Raw genomic sequence first — 18,916 nt, forward strand, 5'->3', positions numbered from 1 at the left:
GGCCGGGCCGCCGCGCTCGCGAACCCTGGACCACATCACCCGAACGAGTGCCGCCGGTCGGGATCTCCGTTCGCAAGCGGCTCGTTCTACGAGGTGCGGGGGCAGAACTCGGCGGTGAGCAGGTCCCGCTCCAGCCCGGAGTCTGCGAACGCGTCCGTGTTCACGCGGAAGGTGAGGACGCGACGGCCGTCGAGAGTGGCTGCGGTGCGCACGTAGCTGCCCGATATCCGGCCGTCGTGCCCCCACACCGTGGTGCCGCACGGAAGCCTCACCGGATACAGCCCCATGCCGTACGCGCCATGTGCGGCCCGGGTGTCGAGCATCTCGCGCAGCCGGCGCGGGGGCAGCAGCTCGCCACCCAGCAGGGCCGCGTAGAAGCGGTCCAGATCGGCGAGCGTGGTCACCAGCTCACCCGCCGCGCCGGCCACGCGCGGGTCGAGCTCGGTGACGTCGGAGCCGTCGGCGGCGTAGGCGCGGCCGTGCGGCCGGGGAAGCGTGGTGCGGGCACCCGGGAAGGACGTGCCTGTCAGACGGAGGGGAGTGATGATGCGGCGCTGGGCCTCGACGGCGTACGAGTGACCGGTGACCTGCTGGACGATCATGCCGAGTACGACGTAGTTCGTGTTGGAGTACGAGAAGCGGCCACGAGCGGTCGGAGGGTGGGTGAGCGCGATGCGCACGGCCTGAAGCGGGGTCAGGGGGACCGTGCCCCCGGACACCCCGGTGAAGTCCGCCAGACCGCTGGTGTGGGTGAGCAGGGCGCGCAGGGTCAGCGCGCGGCCGTCGTTGCCCGCGCCGCGCACCAGCCCCGGCAGATGGTCCTCCACCGAGTCCGACAGGGACAGCCGGTGCTCGGCGGCCAGTTGCAGCACGACCGTCGCGATGAAGGTCTTGGTGAGACTGCCGGCGCGGAAGTGGTCGGCGATAGCGATGCCATGGCCGGCGTTCGCGAAGTGCCGGTCCGTCACCTCACGGGCCAGCAGCGCGGCGGCGGGAGCCCTGCCCCGGGTCACGAGCAGTGGCAGCACCGCGTCCGTCGCCGGGGCCAGGGGGGCCTCGGAGCCGCCGGGAGCGAGTCCGAGCAGAGCCAGGGACACGGCCACGGCCAGCAGGGTCCGGCGTGTCCGGCGCAGCGGCATCGGAATCCTTCCTTGTCGCGCCCATCATGGCGGAGGAGTCCAGGGCGGGGCCGGGCGGGGGCCACTCGCACCGGCACCGGCACCGGCACCGGCGGCAGGGCAGGGCGGCCAAGGCAGGGCACACCGGTCACGGTGGGGCACGCCCGGTCCTCCATGACGGGTCCGCTCTGCCGAAAAGTCCCCCGGATGCGGGCTGATCGCCGAATCAGGAGGCACCCTGGGCGCTGGGCGGTCCGTGCGTGAGAGACAATGAAGGCTCTGTCAGGGCGGGTTGCATGAGGGGACGCATGTCGGAGGCGGAGCGGGCGGGGACATCCCGTCAGGACAAGAGCGAACGTCTCCTCGCCGGGCGGTACCGGCTGGGAGACGTACTCGGCCGCGGCGGCATGGGCACGGTGTGGCGGGCGAAGGACGAGACGCTGGGCCGTACGGTCGCCGTCAAGGAGCTGCGGTTCCCGTCGAGCATCGACGAGGACGAGAAGCGCCGGCTGATCACGCGCACGCTGCGGGAGGCCAAGGCGATCGCCCGGATCCGCAACAACGGCGCGGTGACGGTCTTCGACGTGGTGCACGAGGACGACCGGCCCTGGATCGTGATGGAGCTGATCGAGGGCAAGTCGCTCGCCGAGGTCATCCGCGAGGACGGCCTGCTGGAGCCGAGGCGGGCCGCCGAGGTCGGGCTCGCCATCCTCGACGTGCTGCGGGCCGCGCACCGCGAGGGCATCCTGCACCGTGACGTGAAGCCGTCGAACGTGCTGATGTCCGAGGACGGCCGGGTCGTCCTCACCGACTTCGGCATCGCCCAGGTCGAAGGCGACCCGTCGATCACGTCCACCGGCATGCTCGTCGGCGCTCCCTCCTACATCTCGCCGGAGCGGGCGCGCGGGCACAAGCCCGGCCCGGCGGCGGACCTCTGGTCGCTCGGCGGTCTGCTGTACGCGGCGGTCGAGGGCGTGCCGCCCTACGACAAGGGCTCGGCGATCGCGACCCTGACCGCGGTGATGACCGAGCCGGTCGAGGAGCCCAAGAACGCGGGCCCGTTGAAGCCGGTCATCTACGGGCTGCTCGCCAAGGACCCGCAGCAGCGGCTGGACGACGCGGGCGCGCGGGCGCTGCTCCACGAGGTCATCCACGCACCCGACCCCAAGGAGGAGGTGCCGGCGGATGCGACGCGGGTCGTGGCGCTGCCGCCGACGCCGCCGAAGGAGCCTTCGGGCACGGGGACGTCGGGCGCCGGGGGCAAGCGGGGCGAGGAGGCCGCCGAGCGGCTGCGCGGGGCGCTGCGGTCCGTGCGCAAGGCCGCGGCGTCGGCGGGTGCGGCCACGGCGGCCGCGACGGCCGCGCGGACCAAGTCGTCCGGCTCCGGCACCGCGGACAAGTCCGAAGGCACGGCGTCCGGGAGCGTGGACGCGCCCGGGGACGGCGCGTCCGGTGCCTCCGTCACGCCCGGGTCGTCGGGTGGGTCCGGCTCGGACAGCCCGGGAGGCGCGTCGGCGGGCACGCGGGACACCACCGCTGTCGTCGGATCGAACTCCGGTCCGACGAAGCGGAGTTCGGGGTGGCCCGTCGTGCCCGATCCGGACCGGCCGCCGCGGCCGGTGCCGCCCCCCCGGGCGCCGCTCACCGACGTGGTGCCCAAGCGGACGCTGGTGGTCATCGCCGTCGTGGTGGTGCTCGCCGTGGTCGGTGCCGTGCTCGCGTTCACCCTCGGCGGCGACGACAAGGGTTCGCAGGGCAACGGCAAGGGCGGCGCCAAGGCGGCCGCGTCCAGCGGCGCGACCGCCGGGAGCGGGAGCAGGGGCAGCGGCGGGACGCGCACGGACAGCGGCAGCGCGAGCGCCTCCGCGACGAACGGGTCGGGCGGGCAGGGCACGGCGAAGAGTTCGCCCGCCGCCGGCGCGAGTGCCGGTGCCTCCTCCGGGGCGTCGGGCGGCGCGGCGACGACGTACAAGGGCGGTCAGGGGTACTCGATCGGGCTGCCGGCGGGCTGGAAGTACCAGTCGTCGGACGCCGCGGGAGACCGCTTCACCGGGCCCGGCGGGCAGCGGCTGCTCGTCGCCTGGACGTCCACGCCCAAGAACGACCCGGTGGCGGACTGGAACAACCAGGAGCGCGGCATGGTGCGCCCCCAGTACAAGCGGATCCGCATCGAGAAGGTGGACTACCGCGGCTGGAACACGGCCGACTGGGAGTTCACCTACGCCGACGGCGGCACGACCTACCGGGCGATCGACCGCGGATTCGTCGTCAACTCGCATCAGGGGTATGGGCTGATGTACACGGCGAAGGCGGCGGACTGGGACGGCGAACTGCGCAACGGCACCTGGAGGACGCTGACCCAGACCTTCCAGCCGAAGTCGTGACGTACTCCGCGCCGAACTGACGTTCCGTGCCGCCTTGTCGCGGGGAGATATGACATCCCCGGGTTGCAGGTTGCCTTCGGCACGTATCGTGAGGGATTGCGAACCGTGCGCAGCGGGAACGGGGCGCGAGGCGAACGGAATTGACCGACCGGGCGACCGGGGGAGGCATCGTGGAGGACTATGCGGGGCGGGTACTCGCCGACCGCTACCGCCTGCCGCTGCCGCCCTCCGACGAGTACGAACTCGCCGAGACCCGGGCCTTCGACACGTACAGCGGGCAGGAAGTCCTCGTACGGCAGGTGCCGTTGCCCGAGGTCGTCGAGGCGGAGGTGCTCGACGCGGACGGGCTGCCCGAGGGGTTCGTGGCACGGGACGGCCGCACCCGCGGCGCCTCCGCGCGGACGGCGGCCACCCGCCGCCCCACCGACCCCGTCGTGCGGCGCGCGATCGAGGCCGCTCAGGCGGCCGCGCAGATACCCGACCATCCCCGCCTCGACCAGGTCTTCGACGTGTTCGCCGAGGGCGGCTCGCTGTGGATCGTGAGCGAACTGGTGGACGCGAGGCCATTGGCGGCGCTGCTCGCGCAGAAGCCGCTGACGCCCTACCGGGCGGCCGAGGTCGCCTCCGACGTCCTCATGGCCCTGCGCGTGCTGCACGCCCACGGCTGGGTGCACCGCAACATCACCGCACGCACGGTGCTCGTCTGTGACGACGGCCGTGTGGTGCTGACCGGTCTGGCGGCCGGGGCGGCGGAAGAGGCGCTGTGCGGATACGACCCCGTGCCTGTACAGGAGTTCGAGACGAGCGCCGGTCGGCCGGAGGCGGGCGGGGACGCGTCGGGGGCTCGACCCGGGCGGCCCGGACCCGCCGGTGCGGGCGGCAGCGGCTTGGGCGCTCCCGCGGGCAAGGCCCCCGGGGGACCCGGTGCCGGGGCGTTCGGGGCCGTGAGCGGGGCCGCGCGGGGTATGGATCCCGAGGCCGCACGGCGCGCCGCGATCGAGGCGCGGGCGAACGGCGCGGCCGGCGGCGGGGGCACGCCCGGCAGCGGAGGTGCGCACGGCGGCGGTGTGCCCGCCGTGGCGCCGCGCGCGCTCGAGTCGGCCGAGGACGTGCGGGCGGCCCGTGCCGGGGCGATCGCGGCGTATCGCGCCGGGGCGCGGGCCGCGGCGCGGGTCCAGGAGGAACAGCGCGGCCCCCGGACGGCGTTGCCCGCGCCCCGCCCGTCCGACACCGGCGCCGTGTCACCGTCGTACGCGTCGGGGCAGGGGAAGGAGCACCGCCCCGGCACCCCGCCGCCGGGACAGATCGCCGACCCGTACGGGGACAGCCGTACGACCTCCTGGCACGGCGCGGTACCGCGTCCCGCGGCGCCGGTCGCCGACGGCCAGGGCCGCACCGCACTGCCCGGCGGCACACCCGGGGCCCCCGGCAACGGCACCGCTCCGTACGGCACCGCTCCGTACGACGACGGCACGCCCGGCACCGGGGCGAGCGGCGGTCCGTACGAGAGCGCGGCCCGCGCCACGCACGCGACAGGCGACGGCGTCGGCGCCCCCTGGAACCACCGTGGCCCCGCCACCGCCCTCGCCGCCGAGCGGGCGCGGCAGGCGCGCATGGCCGTCGTCGGGCCCGTGACGGAGCGGTGGGCACCCGAGCAGGCCGGGCCCGTGCACGAGAACTGGCAGCTGGCCCCGCCGATCGGCCCCGCGACCGACCTGTGGGCGCTGGGCGCGCTGCTGTTCCGGGCCGTGCAGGGGCACCCGCCGTATCCCGAGGAGAACACCGCGGAGCTGGTCCAGCTCGTCTGCGCCGAACCACCCGCCTTCGCCGAGGAGTGCGGGCCGCTGCGCCCGGTCGTGGAGTCGCTGCTGCGTCAGGACCCGACCGAGCGGCTCGACTTCGAGGAGCTGCGCGGCTGGCTGCGCTCCCTCGTCCGGGCCGCGCCCGAACCGGAGGCCGGGGCGCACGTCATCGCGGCGCCGCCCGTCGACCCCCGTCGGCTGCCGATCGTACGGCGTCGCGGCGAGCTGGTCCGCAGGCGCCGCGCCGGGCTGCCCGCGACCACCCACGCCCGGCACAGGCGCGCCAAGGACGGGCGTCCGCACAAGCCCCGCAGGCTCGGCCGCACCCTGCTCCTGCTGATCCTGCTCGCGCTGGCCGCGGCGATCGCGTACGCCATGGCGTTCATGCCGAAGGTCCAGTCGAGCAGCGGCAGCGGGAGCGGCTCGACGACGGAGCACACCGGCGCCGCCGGGGAAGCGAGCCCCGCGCCACGGCAGTCCGCCACGGGCGGCGCTCACCAGTCCGGCCAGAGCGGTTCCAACGCCTCCACGCCCTCCCCCGGTTCCCCGCAGACGCAGACCAGCGAGTCCCAGGTCGCGCAGGGCTTCACCCTGCGCACCGACCCCGAGGGCTTCCGCGTCGCCGTGGCCAACGGCTGGGGCCGCACGCCGAAGAACGGACAGGGCCAGGTCGTCTACTCCCAGGGAGACTTCGAGCTCGTCGTCGTGCCCGGACGCGACAGCGCGAGCAGGTACGGCGGCGATCCGCTGGCCTACCAGCGGGAGTCGGAGCCCGAACTGCGGCCGTTCCGCGACTCCAGCTGGGCCACCTCCAGCGGGATGCGGCGCATCGACGTCGGCGGGCGGACCATGGCCGAGGGCCAGTTCACCTGGACCGACGGCAGCGGACGGAACCTGTTCGTACGCAACCTCGCCCTCCTCGTCGGCGGCCGGTACCACGTGGTGCAGGTCCGCGGCCCGGACGCCGAACGCGACGAGGTGACCCGGCTGTTCGAGCAGGCGGAGCAGACGTACCGGACGTCCGGCTGAGCCCCCGGCCCCGAGGGCCGGGCACGGCGAGGTCCGATTGCGTTGAGTGTGCGGTGGTTCCGGCCCGTACGTGGAAGGGAGAACCGTCACAGTGCGGTCTCCGTGCGACCCCGCCGGTTCCCAGTGCGGGGGCCGCTCTTTAATCTGACCTCGTCAAGAACATTGCGGGGAAACGTGAATCAGATGCAGGGCCTGCTCCTCGCGGGCCGCTACCGGCTCGTCGACTCCATCGGCAGCGGCGGCATGGGCCGGGTGTGGCGCGCCCACGACGAGGTGCTGCACCGGGCGGTCGCCATCAAGGAACTGACGGCCGCACTGTACGTGACGGACAGTGACCGTGCCGTGCTCCTCGCCCGGACCCACGCCGAGGCGCGGGCCGCCGCGCGCATCAACCACTCGGCCGTGGTCACGGTCCACGACGTCCTGGAACACGACAACCGGCCGTGGATCGTCATGGAGTTGGTCGAGGGCGGTTCGCTCGCCGACGCGGTCAAGGAGCGCGGTCGCGTCGAGGCCGCCGAGGCCGCGCGCATCGGGCTGTGGGTGCTGCGCGCCCTGCGCGCCGCGCACTCGGCGGGCGTTCTGCACCGCGACGTGAAGCCCGGCAACGTGCTGCTCGCCGCCGACGGCCGCGTGCTGATCACCGACTTCGGGATCGCGCAGGTCGAGGGCGACACGACGATCACCCGTACCGGGGAGATCGTCGGATCCGTCGACTACCTGGCACCCGAGCGCGTCCGGGGCCACGACCCGGGCCCCGCCTCCGACCTGTGGGCGCTCGGCGCCACGCTGTACACGGCGGTGGAGGGCAAGTCGCCGTTCCGGCGGACCTCGCCACTGACCACCATGCAGGCCGTCGTCGACGAGGAGCCCGGTTCACCGCAGTTCGCGGGCCCCCTGGAGCCGGTGATCGCGGCACTGCTGCGCAAGGATCCCGCGCAGCGGCCCGGCGCGCCGGAGCTGGAGCAGATGCTGGCCGAGGCCGCGGAGGGGCGCCGCCCGAAGGCGGCGCAGGAGTACGTGCCCACGCAGCACGTGGACCTGTCGGGCCCCGGGGACACGACCGCACATGTGCCGCGGCCCCGGCAGCAGCACGAGCCGGAGACGGCCGGCGGCACCCTGCACCAGGCCGCCCCGCCGCCCGCGCCCCGCAAGCGCCGCCGTGGCCGGGCGGTGGCGCTCGTCCTCGCGGTGGCCGCTGTCCTCGGCGCCGTGGGCGTGATGGCCCTGCACAAGGCAGGAGGCGGTGGCAGCGGCACCGCGTCCGCCGCCACGCCGCCCCCGTCGGCACCCACCACCGGCACGCCGGACGCGAGCAACGTCCCGGACGGCTGGGTGCGCAAGAAGGATCCCGCGGGCTTCAGCCTCGCCCTGCCCGGCAAGGAGTGGAAGCGGAAGGTCTTCGACGCCTCCCAGACCGACTACACACCCGACGACGGGAAGCACTTCATCCGTATCGCCGTCGACAGTTCACCGGACTTCGACGACGCGCACGCGCACCAGCAGGACCTGGAACAGCAGCTGCGGCGGCTGGTCGGCTACCAGCGGGTGATCCTGCGGAAGAACATCTACCGTGACCGTCCCGGCTCCCTGTGGGAGTACACGTGGACCGCGCTGGCCAAGGACACGCCGTTCCCCGGGCCGCGCCACGCCGTCGAGGAGACGTACTTCGCCCGCGACGGTGTCGAGTACGCCATCTACATGTCGGGCCCCGCGGCGGACTGGAAGACCGTGCACGAACAGTTCGACGTGGTACTGCGGGGGTGGCGTCCCCCGTCGGGATGACGGATCCGCCCCCTCCGTACGCCTTCGCCCCTCGTTCGTACGCCCCCGTACGCCCACGTACGTCACTTGTCGGCCACCCTCGGGACGGAGTTTCGGGGGGTTCCGGTCCGGTGCGGCATGATGGGGCACATGGGGACCGAGGGGGAGAACGTCCGTGTCATCGCGGGCCGTTACCGGCTGGAGGAGCGGATCGGCCGGGGCGGCATGGGCGTCGTCTGGCGGGCGGCCGACCAGCTGCTCGGCCGTCAGGTAGCGGTCAAGGAGCTCGTCCTCGACCCGTCCCTCTCCGCCGAGGAGGCCCGGCTCCAGCGTGAGCGCACGCTGCGCGAGGCCCGCGCGGTGGCACAGTTGGCCCACCCGCACATCGTCGTCGTCCACGACGTCGTCGAGGACGAGGAACGCCCGTACATCGTCATGGAGCTGATCGACGGCGGTTCGCTCGCCGAGCGCATCGCCGGGCGCGGACCCGTCGACGCCCGTGAGGCCGCCCGGATCGGCATCGACCTGCTGGGCGCGCTGCGCCGGGCGCACGGCGCGGGCGTGCTGCACCGCGATCTCAAGCCCGCCAACGTCCTGATGGAGGCGGGCACCGACCGCGTCGTGCTCACGGACTTCGGCATCGCTCAGGTCGCCGGCGCCACCACGCTCACCGAGAGCGGCGCCTTCGTCGGCTCCCCCGAGTACACCGCGCCGGAGCGGATGTCCGGCGAGCGGACCGGACCCGAGTCCGACCTGTGGTCGCTGGGCGCTCTGCTGTGTGCCGCGCTGAGCGGGGAGTCCCCCTTCCGCCGTGACTCGCTGGGCGGGATCCTGCACGCGGTGGTCGTCGACGACATCCGTCCGCCCGCGCAGGCGCAGCCGATCCTGCCCGTCGTCCGGGGGCTGCTGGAGCGCGATCCGGAGCGGCGCCTGGACGCGGCGGAGGCGGAACGGCTGCTGCGGGAGTTCCTGGAGACGGGGCGTACACCGCAGGTGCCGGTGGCGTACACGCCGACGCAGCGGGATGTGCCCCGGCGTGCGCTGCCGTCGCCTCCGTGGGAGGCGCCCGAGACGGCGACCCCGCCGGTCGCCGTCCCGTCGAGGCCCGCGCGACACTCCGCGCGGGGGGCGCTCGTCACGGCCGCCCTCGTCGCGGCCATGGCGGGCGCGGGAGTCTCGGCGGCGGCACTGCTGATGCGCGACGGCGGCAACGGCGGCGGCACGCCGACGAGTCCGGGGCCGCCGCACACGTCCGTGAGCCCGTCACCGCCGTCGGCCTCCGGCTCCTCGCCCGCGCCCACGGTGACGGTGACCCGTTCGCCCTCCTCGGCGTCGGCCGTGGCACGCAAGGTGCCGTCGGGGTATCGGCTGACGCATGACCCGGACGGGTTCTCGCTCGCCGTGCCGGACGGGTTCACCCGCAGTCCAGGGGGCGAGCGGATCTTCTACCTGTCGCCGGGGGAGACCTTCCGCATCGGCGTCAGGATGTCGGATCCGGAGGCGGGCGGCCCGCTGGCGGTGATGCGCCGCTCGGACGCCGAGGGGCCGTCCAACAACCCGGGTTACCGGGACGGCCGGGTCACCGAGACCTCCCACGGCGGAAACCCGGCCGCGCTCTGGGAGTTCAGCTGGGACGGCTTCACCGCCGCGGAGGGCCCACGGCACACCTACGACCTGTGCTGGCAGGAGGGCGACCGCATGTACGACGTGTGGGTGTCGGCGCCGGTCGGCAGGATGCGGGAGGCGAAGCCGTACTTCGACGTGGCGGTCGGCACGTTCGTACGGGGGTGACGTCGGTACGTCACGGGTCTGTGACCGGTCGGCGGCGGAGGTGGCTGAGAAGCGCCCGACGCGATAAGCATGAACGCATGAGCAACCACGGGGGAGGGCCTCAGTGGTCCGACGAGCCAACGAGTTTCGGACTGCAACCGCCGCGTCCGGGCGTGCCGTACCCGGGAAACCCGTACGCCCGGCCGCAGCCGGCGCACCCCGACCCCCAGCCGCACGCGGCCCCCACCCAGATCGTGCCCGAGGCGCCGCCGGACCCGGGTGTCGGGCGGCTCGTCGCCGGGCGCTACCGGCTGCTCGCGAAGCTCGGCCACGGCGGCATGGGCACGGTGTGGCGGGCCAAGGACGAGACGGTGGACCGCGAGGTCGCGGTCAAGGAGCCCCGGGTCCCCGATCACCTTCCCGAGCGCGAACAGGCCAACGCCTACGAGCGGATGCGCCGCGAGGCACGGGCCGCCGCCCGCCTCGACCACCCCGCGGTCGTGAACGTGCACGACGTCGCCGTGGTGGACGGCAGGCCGTGGATCGTGATGGAGCTGGTGCAGGGCCGCTCGCTGGGCGAGGTTCTCCAGGAGGGCACGCTCGGCGTGCGCGAGGCGGCCAGGATCGGCCTGGAGGTGCTCGGCGCGCTGGAGGCCGCGCACTCGGCGGGCGTCCTGCACCGCGATGTGAAACCCGACAACGTCCTGCTCGGCCGTCATGACCGTGTCGTCCTCACCGACTTCGGCATCGCGCAGATCGAGGGCGAGAGCAGTCTGACGGACACGGGCGGCTTCGTCGGCTCGCCCGAGTACATCGCGCCGGAACGCGTGCTGGGCCACCGCCCCGGCCCGGCGTCGGACCTGTGGTCGCTCGGCGTGGTGCTGTACACGGTCACGGAGGGCGTCTCGCCGTTCCGCCGCACCAACACCCCCGCCACGCTCCAGTCGGTCCTCAACTCCACGCCGGCACCCCCCGCCGCGGCCCGCGGCCCGCTCGCCGACGCCATCAACGGCCTGCTGGACAAGGACCCCTCGCGTCGGCCGGTCGCGGCCGAGGTCCGCCGGCTGCTGGAGGAGGCGGTGAGACCGCCGCAGCCGACGCAGGCGGCGCGACCGGCCGTCCCGGCCGGCAGGGGCATCCGCCTCGGTCGCACGGCACTGACCGGGATCGGCGCGGCGGTCGTCGCGCTCGCGGTGGCGGCCTACCTGGTCCTCGCGGACCCGTTCGCGGGCCCGCTGCCGGAGGGCTGGAAGCGGCACCAGGAGAAGGCGCTGGGCGCGACGGTCGCGGCACCCGCGGACTACCAGGTGAGCGTGCCCAAGCAGGACGCCACCGACAAGAACTGGGTGACGTACACCGACTGGAGCGGCAGCATCTGGATCGGACTGCACCTGGCGAAGAAGTCCGATGACTCCGCCCACCAGATCAAGGACTCGTCGGCGGCCGAGATGTACGCCGACAACGGCGCGTTCAAGGACAACGGCGCCTACGAACTCCACATGCCCAAGGGCCCGAGGACGGACCCCGAGCTGACCACGTACCGCGGTCAGAAGGCCGCGGAGAACACGGTCGTCTACACGACCGACGACAGCCAGGACCCGCGTCCTCGGGAGCTGAGGATCTTCTACTACAAGGACTCCCGGGGCAACATGTACAAGCTCACGGTCAGCTACCCGGGCAAGGGCGACTTCACGGAACGCGGCCGCGAGGTGGCGAGGACGGCGATCGCGAACCTGGAGATCGACAGGCTCTAGACCAGGGAGGAGACGGTCCACCACCGGCTGAGGGAGAAGCGGACGGCCTGATCAGCGCATTCGCTGCCAGCGGTCACTGGCGCGGTGTGGACACCCCGTGAAAGCGCGTTACCGACGGGTACCCAAACGCTCCGTCCCCGCATACCCTGCGCCTCATGACGGACTCGCAGGCCCCCGAGAAGGCCACCGACAGGACCGGTACGGGTACGGCCGGCACCAACCCCCTCGCACCCGCCCCCGTCGGCGCCCGCACGGCCGTCGACGTGGTCACGCCGGAGCTGGTGGCCCAGCTCACCAAGGGCGTGGTCGGCTCCGGCCGCACCGCCAACCACACGCCGTTCACCGGTGAGAAGCTGGCGGACCTGCCGGAGTCCACCCCGCAGGACGTGGCGGAGGCGTTCGCGCGAGCCCGCACGGCGCAGCCCGCCTGGGCCGCGACCCCCGTACGGCAGCGTGCCGCCGTTCTGCTCCGCTTCCACGACCTGGTGCTCGCCCGTCAGGCCGAGGTCCTCGACCTGATCCAGCTGGAGACCGGCAAGGCGCGCCTCCACGCCCACGAGGAGGTGCAGGCCGTCGCCGTGGCCGCCCGGCACTACGGCCGCAAGGCGCCCTCGTATCTGCGGCCCAAGCGGCACACGGGTGCCATCCCGACGCTCACGCGCGTCACCGAACTGCGCCACCCGCGCGGTGTCATCGGTCAGATCGCCCCCTGGAACTACCCGCTGGAGCTGTCGGTCGGCGATGCGCTGCCGGCCTTCGTCGCGGGCAACGCCGTCGTGATGAAGCCGGACACGGAGACGTGTCTGACCGCGCTGTGGGCGCGCGACCTGCTGATCGAGGCCGGGCTGCCCGCCGAGGTCTTCCAGGTCGTCATCGGCGACGGACCGGTCGTCGGCCCCGAGGTCGTCAAGCACGCCGACTACGTCTCCTTCACCGGCTCCACCCGCACCGGCCGCGAGGTCGCGCAGGGCGCGGCCGCCCGGCTCGTCGGCGTCTCGCTGGAACTGGGCGGCAAGAACGCCATGCTGGTCCTTGAGGACGCCGACATCGAGAAGGCTGCGGCCGGTGCCGTGCGCGCCTGCTTCTCGTCGGCGGGGCAGCTCTGCATCTCCATCGAGCGGTTGTACGTCCACGAGTCGATCGCGGACGCCTTCGTGGAGCGGTTCGCCGCCCGTACCCGGGCGATGCGGCTCGGTACGTCCCTCGCGTACGGCGCGGACATGGGATCCCTGGTCGGCGAGCGGCAGTTGGAGACCGTGAACCGGCACGTCGAGGAGGCCGTGGCCAAGGGCGCGAAGGTCCTGGCGGGCGGGGTGGCCCGTCCGGACATCGGTCCGTACTTCTACGAGCCCACCATCCTCGACGGCGTCGAGGCGCCGATGTCGGTGTGCGCGGAGGAGACCTTCGGCCCGGTCGTGTCGATCTACCGCTTCGCGACGGAGGACGAGGCGATCGAGCGCGCCAACGCCACGCCGTACGGCCTGAACTCCTCGGTCTGGACGAAGGACGGCCGGCGCGGCCGCGAGGTGGCCGCCCGCCTGCGCACCGGCACGGTCAACGTCAACGAGGGCTACGCACCCGCGTACGGCAGCGTCCAGTCCCCGATGGGCGGCATGAAGGACTCCGGCCTCGGCCGCCGCCACGGCTCCGAGGGCATCCTCAAGTACACCGAGGCACAGACCGTCGCCCACCAGCGGCTGCTGCCGATGGCACCGTCGCTGGGCATGGACGACGAGAAGTACGCGGCCTTCATGAGCCGCAGCCTCAGGGCGATGAAGGCGTTCCGCCTGCGCTAGGCGCGTGTGACCCGTCAGAAGCGCCCTAGACAGCACCAACTCTCAACGAGGAGAGGCACGTGTCACAGGAGAACTCTGCCCCCGATCAGGACGATGGCGGCTACGACTACGACGTCATCGTCGTCGGCTCAGGCTTCGGCGGCTCCGTCACCGCCCTGCGGCTGACCGAGAAGGGCTACCGCGTGGGCGTCCTCGAGGCGGGCCGCCGCTTCACGCGCGAGTCGCTGCCGAAGAACTCCTGGGACCTGAAGAACTATCTTTGGGCCCCCAGGCTCGGCATGTACGGCATCCAGCGCATCCATCTGCTGGGCAATGTGATGGTGCTCGCGGGCGCCGGGGTCGGCGGTGGCTCCCTCAACTACGCCAACACCCTCTACGTACCGCCGAAGGCCTTCTTCGACGACCCGCAGTGGAGGGAGATCACCGACTGGCAGGAGGAGTTGGGGCCGTACTACGACCAGGCGCGGCGCATGCTGGGCGTGCGGCTCAACCCGACGCTGACTCCCTCGGACGTCCACCTCAAGGCGGCCGCCGAGCGGATGGGCGTGGGCGACACCTTCCACATGGCGCCGGTCGGCGTGTACTTCGGGGACGGTGACGACGCCGACGGAGCGGTCAGGGCCAGGCCCGGCGAGGAGGTACCTGACCCGTACTTCGGTGGCGCCGGGCCGGCCCGCCGGGCGTGCACCGAGTGCGGCGAGTGCATGACGGGCTGCCGTCACGGGGCGAAGAACACCCTCAACGAGAACTACCTGCATCTCGCGGAGAAGGCGGGCGCGGTCGTCCACCCCATGACGACGGTCGTGTCGGTCACGGACGACTCACGGGGCGGGTACGCCGTCGCGACCCTGCCGACGGACGAGAAGCGCAAGGGCGAGGGGCGGATCTTCACGGCGCGGCGGGTCGTCCTCGCGGCGGGCACCTACGGCACGCAGACACTGCTGCACCGCATGAAGGCGAACGGCCTCCTTCCGTACCTCTCCGACCGGCTGGGCGAACTGACCCGCACCAACTCCGAGGCCCTGGTGGGCGCCCAGACGGACAACCGCCGCTATCGCAGGGCGCATGGCACGGCGCGGGCCGACTTCACGCGGGGCGTGGCGATCACCTCGTCGATCCACCCGGACGAGAACACGCACATCGAGCCGGTCCGCTACGGCAAGGGGTCTAACGCGATGGGCGGTCTGTCCATCCTTCAGGTCCCGTACGCCGAGGGCTCCTCCCGGGTCCTGGCCTGGCTGGCGAACGCGGCGAAGCACCCCTGGCTCCTGGTCCGTTCGCTCTCCAACCGCCGCTGGTCGGAGCGGACCATCATCGGCCTGGTCATGCAGTCGCTGGACAACTCGCTGACCACGTATCTGAAGCCGACCGGCGCCGGGAAGGGCCTGCTGACGGCACGACAGGGTCACGGCGCCCCGAACCCCAAGCAGATCAGGGTGGCGTCGGAGGCGGCGTCCGCGATCGCCGCCGAGATCAACGGCTTCGCGGGCAGCAACGTCGGCGAACTGATGGGTACTCCGCTGACCGCGCACTTCCTCGGCGGCTGCCCGATCGGCGCCTCTCGCCGGACGGGAGTGATCGACCCCTATCACCGGCTGTACGGACACCCCGGCATCTCGGTGGTCGACGGCGCGGCGGTGTCGGCGAACCTGGGCGTCAACCCTTCGCTGACGATCACCGCCCAGGCCGAGCGGGCGATGTCGTACTGGCCGAACAAGGGGGAGGCGGACCCGCGTCCGGCGCAGGGGGCGGCGTACGAACGCCTCAAGCCGGTGGAGCCCAGGCACCCGGCGGTACCCACGGGGGCGTTCGGGGCGCTGCGGCTGCCGTTCCTGGGGATGCCGGCGGTGCCGCCGAAGAAGCAGCGCACGTGAGCGCGTGACGGTCGTACGCACGTCGTACACACAGAAGAAGGACCTGTGCCCCCCTCCGAGCTCAGGTCCTTCTTCCTGTTGCGAGGCGCGCGGGGCGCCTGACGCAGTCTGTGTGCGGGGGAGGCCTTACGCGGCCTGGCCCCCCGACTTCCGGCGCCGCAACGCGAACACGACACCGCCGCCCGCGACGACGGCGACACCGCCGACGAGGGCGATGACCGGGAGGGCGGAGGAGGAACCGGTGGAGGCGAGGCTGCCGGTGGCCGGGATCTCGGCGGCGCCGCCCTGCGGCTTCTTGCCGCCGGCCGGCTTCTCACCCTTGCCGGGCTTGGCGTTGCCCGGGTGGTCGTTGGTGCTGCCGGGCCTGAGGACGGTGAACGTGTAGTAGTCGAACGCGCTGTGCACGCAGTTCTTCTCCTGGTCCACGTATCCGCCCAGGCCCACGGTGTAGCCGTCGCCTGCGGGGGCCTTCGCGGTGATGTCGACCCGCAGCTTGATGTCGACCGTCTCCTTGGGGCCCAGCGGCGTCTCGCCGAAGTAGACGCCGTTGCCCACCTCGTCCGCGAGGGACTCCCACGCCTTCGTCTTCGGGTTGAGGTACTCGAGCACGGCGTAGGTGCCCAGCCAGTCCTTCTCGTTGTCGCTCATCGAGTCGTTGTCGACGAGGGCGAGCCACTGCACCTGGCCGAGGGACTGGTCACTGTGGTTGGCCGCGGTCAGGGTGAAGCTGTGCCAGCCGCTGCCCGCCACGATCTTGCCGGGCAGACCGGAGACGGAGATGGTGAGCTGGGAGCCCGGGTCGACCTCGTTCGCGGTGCACGGCGTCGGCGCGGCGGTGGGCCTCGCAGTGGCGGTCGGCGTGGCCGAAGCGCTCGCCGAGCCGGACGGCTTGCCCGCGGGCGCCGAGGAGGCCGGTGCCGAGGAGGCCGACGCCGAGGACCCACCATCGGCCGGCGTCGTCGAGGCGCCGGCCCCGGGGGCGGTGCCGGTCGGCGACGGGGAGCCCGCGGACTCGCTCGCACTGACGGAGGGCGAGGGGTCCGCCGCGAACGCTGCCGTGGCAGACACCAGCGCGAGCGGGGCTATGGCGGCCGTCGCCGCCGCGACGGCCAGGGCACGGCGAAGCTTCATGAAGACCTCGAGACATCCGGTGTGCCGCGACAATGCGGCACATGTTCAGGGGGAGGCCTCCGCGTGTGGGGCGCGGGAGTGGCCCTTGATCCGGTAGGTGTGACCTGTGGAACCTGTGAACGGTTGTAAGACATTCACAGAACCCTTATGTGTCTTGAGTCACAGCCGTGTGCGCCTTGTGAACCGCCGTTCGCTCCCCGTAGAACTGACCCTCGTGTCTGACCAGCACCCTGAGAAACCGGAACCCTCCCTTCCCGACGACGTATGGGAGCGGTTCGCCCGCGACACCGAGCGTGAGATCCGTGCCTCCGCGCCCAAGGAACCGTCCGCGCGGGCGCGGATGGTGACGCAGCGGCTGCGGCAACAGGACGCCCAGGGCATACGGCCCGACGGCTGGCGCGCCCCTCCGGCCGCGGGCGCCCGGCCCCTGCGCCGCCGCACATGGACGGTGCTCGGTCTGCTCCTCGCGCTCGCCGTCGCCGTCGTGGCCATGAAGCCGTCGCTGATACCCGGCGACCCCTTCGGCACCGGCTCCGGCCCGGCCCCGGCCACCGAACCGCCCGCCGAGACCGCACCCCCCACCGCGCCGCCGTCGGCGGCGGCCCCGGGCACCCCCACGGTCGACCACCCCTTCGCCGGCTCCCCGGCCCTGCACTGGGCGGACGGCGAGTCCGGGATCGTGCTGCCCGGTGCCGAGACGGTCGGTTCACTGACCAAGGCCCAGGTCGCCACCGCCCTGCAGCAGACGAAGACCCTGCTGGTCGACGCGAACCTCAATCCGAAGACCCTGCTCGGCGCGCGCCCCATGGCGGCGCTCGGGGTGCTGGACCCCAAGCAGTCGGATGTCCTCGCCGACCTGAACCGGTCCCTGAGCACCCCCGGTGAGAAGTACGACCCGCTGATGCTCTTCAGCCGCTTCGACCCCCGCGAGGTGCGGCTCGTGGGAAAGGTCGTGAAGGTGCGCGGCCGTATCACCTTCGCCCGCGGCGAACAGGCCTCGGTCCGTGTCCACGCCGACTACACCTTCGTCTACCCGGTGTCCCGGGGCGACTCGACCGAAGTGACCCGCACGGTCGTGCGGCGCGTCGTCGAGACCGAACTGGCCGACCCCGCGAAGTACACGGTCACCCCGGGCAGGCTCCAGCTCGTCCGCTACGAGGAGTCCGCGGGCAACTCGGCCTGTGGCGTCCACGACGGCTTCCTGCATCCGCAGTTCCCCTCGGCGACCCCCACGGGCGCCGCTCCGTCGGGCCCGACGACCGACCCGTACGACCGCAGCGGGGACCTCCGCCGGGGCGACAGCGGGCTGTGCGGGACGGCCTCGCGCACCTGAGGAAGGCCCCGAAGGGCAAGCGAAGGGCCCCGCGGGGGTCCCGCTCGGCATTGCCGAGGCGGGAGGTTCCGCGGGGCCCTTCTCCGTCAGCACCGACGTCAGGGCAGCGCCGGTGCCGGGGAGCGGCGCCGGGGGGTTGCGCCGCTTGCCTGGGTGACCGCCGATGGTGCCTCCGGCGCGCTCGGGGAGCGCGTGGTCGACCCATGGCAGTCGGGTGTGCGGGAGCGATGTGGTTGTCCGCCGGAGGCTTGGTGCGTCCGGTCGCGTGTACTGCTGCTGTCGACGGGACTGTCCTCGCATCGTGGTGGACGGGTCACGGCCTCCGCAACCGTTTCGCCCCCCCCCGGAACAGATTCCGTCGGCCGGCCCCGGGCGTCCCCGGAGCCGACCGCTATCTGGGTGACCGGGCTGCTGTCCCCTGCCGTCCGGTCACAACCCTGGAGCGAGGTCCCACGACGCACAGCATGTTCCGTACGCCTCCATCGCCCCAGCGGAGCCACGCGTGGTTCTTTCGGGCCCGCCCCTGGCTGGCACGGACACCGGGACCAACGAAGCCCGCGCGGGACCGGTCACGCGCCGTACGGGTGAGAGGCATGCGAACGTGGGTGCGCCGGACGCACGTCGTACGCCGGTCCGTGTCCGGTCGTCAGATGCGGCCCCGGCACAGTTCGAGCAGGGTCATGGCGAGGGCGGTGCCGGGCTTGCCGAGCGCCTCCCTGTAGTGGCCGAGGACCTCCATCTCGCGGGAGAGGTTCACACGGCGGCCGCCGGAGGCGATGCGGGCCTCCTGGATGACGGCCGAGACCGCCATGCGCTCCTGGACGAGGCCGATGATGCGGTCGTCGAGCGCGTCGATGCGTTCGCGGGCGCCGGAGACCACGCCGGCGGCCTCGGGAGTACGGGCGCCGGTCCTGTCCTTGGCCGCTGTGTCCTTGGCGGCTGTGTCGGTGGCCGTCCGCTCGGTGGCGGTCCGCTCGGTGGCGGTCTGCTCGGTGGTCGTGGTGGTCATGCCGGGGGCTCCTCGGTCGGTGTCGCGACGAGGTGCCCCGGATCGGCACGGTCCGCAAACGTCAGGCGCCCCGGACCGTATCGGCCCGGGGCGCCTGGGAAGTCGCTTGTCAGTGGCTCAAGCAGCACGACCATGGCATCCGGCGGGCCGGT

The 18,916-nt window shown here is 73.0% G+C and carries 11 protein-coding genes; 8 read left to right on the top strand and 3 right to left on the bottom strand.

The window, feature by feature from the left end; genetic code table 11:
• Nucleotides 1-86: 86 nt before the first annotated feature.
• Nucleotides 87-1,139 carry a serine hydrolase gene (locus tag ASC56_RS22105; protein ID WP_055493224.1) on the bottom strand — a complete coding sequence of 351 codons (1,053 nt, stop codon included), beginning with the start codon at nucleotides 1,137-1,139 and terminating at the stop codon, nucleotides 87-89.
• A gap of 287 nt (nucleotides 1,140-1,426) precedes the next feature.
• Here ASC56_RS22105 and ASC56_RS22110 point away from each other — a divergent pair, with 287 nt between their 5' ends.
• The 7 genes from ASC56_RS22110 (at nucleotide 1,427) to ASC56_RS22140 (ending at nucleotide 15,291) form a co-directional block, all read left to right on the top strand.
• Complete coding sequence (locus ASC56_RS22110) at nucleotides 1,427-3,502, top strand: serine/threonine-protein kinase (protein ID WP_055493225.1); 2,076 nt, start codon at nucleotides 1,427-1,429, stop codon at nucleotides 3,500-3,502.
• Nucleotides 3,503-3,672: 170 nt separating this feature from the next.
• Nucleotides 3,673-6,333 (top strand): protein kinase, encoded by a 2,661-nt coding sequence (locus tag ASC56_RS22115; protein ID WP_079102657.1) that lies wholly within the window; start codon nucleotides 3,673-3,675, stop codon nucleotides 6,331-6,333.
• Between the two features lie 183 nt (nucleotides 6,334-6,516).
• Entirely contained in the window at nucleotides 6,517-8,118 is a 1,602-nt protein-coding gene (locus tag ASC56_RS22120) for a serine/threonine-protein kinase (protein WP_055493227.1), read from the top strand.
• 129 nt (nucleotides 8,119-8,247) lie between these two features.
• Nucleotides 8,248-9,888, top strand: coding sequence for a serine/threonine-protein kinase (locus ASC56_RS22125; RefSeq protein ID WP_055493228.1), 1,641 nt, complete (start codon nucleotides 8,248-8,250; stop codon nucleotides 9,886-9,888).
• A gap of 77 nt (nucleotides 9,889-9,965) precedes the next feature.
• Nucleotides 9,966-11,621 carry a serine/threonine-protein kinase gene (locus ASC56_RS22130; protein ID WP_079102636.1) on the top strand — a complete coding sequence of 552 codons (1,656 nt, stop codon included), beginning with the start codon at nucleotides 9,966-9,968 and terminating at the stop codon, nucleotides 11,619-11,621.
• Between the two features lie 155 nt (nucleotides 11,622-11,776).
• A complete protein-coding gene (locus ASC56_RS22135; RefSeq protein WP_055493230.1) occupies nucleotides 11,777-13,417 on the top strand; it encodes a succinic semialdehyde dehydrogenase in 1,641 nt (546 codons plus the stop codon).
• A gap of 59 nt (nucleotides 13,418-13,476) precedes the next feature.
• Nucleotides 13,477-15,291, top strand: a complete 1,815-nt coding sequence (locus tag ASC56_RS22140) for a GMC family oxidoreductase N-terminal domain-containing protein (protein WP_055493231.1) — start codon at nucleotides 13,477-13,479, stop codon at nucleotides 15,289-15,291.
• Nucleotides 15,292-15,417: 126 nt separating this feature from the next.
• Here ASC56_RS22140 and ASC56_RS39860 read toward each other — a convergent pair whose 3' ends face one another.
• Nucleotides 15,418-16,422: an LPXTG cell wall anchor domain-containing protein gene (locus ASC56_RS39860; RefSeq protein WP_055493384.1), complete on the bottom strand. Its 1,005-nt coding sequence runs from the start codon at nucleotides 16,420-16,422 to the stop codon at nucleotides 15,418-15,420.
• A gap of 214 nt (nucleotides 16,423-16,636) precedes the next feature.
• Between ASC56_RS39860 and ASC56_RS22150 the strand changes: the two genes are divergently transcribed.
• Complete coding sequence (locus tag ASC56_RS22150) at nucleotides 16,637-17,755, top strand: hypothetical protein (RefSeq protein WP_055493385.1); 1,119 nt, start codon at nucleotides 16,637-16,639, stop codon at nucleotides 17,753-17,755.
• A gap of 646 nt (nucleotides 17,756-18,401) precedes the next feature.
• Here the strand turns inward: ASC56_RS22150 and ASC56_RS22155 are convergent.
• Nucleotides 18,402-18,764 (bottom strand): chorismate mutase, encoded by a 363-nt coding sequence (locus ASC56_RS22155; RefSeq protein ID WP_055493232.1) that lies wholly within the window; start codon nucleotides 18,762-18,764, stop codon nucleotides 18,402-18,404.
• Between the last annotated feature and the right edge of the window lie 152 nt (nucleotides 18,765-18,916).

The organism is Streptomyces sp. TP-A0356, assembly GCF_001417775.1.
Taxonomy (GTDB): Bacteria; Actinomycetota; Actinomycetes; order Streptomycetales; family Streptomycetaceae; genus Streptomyces.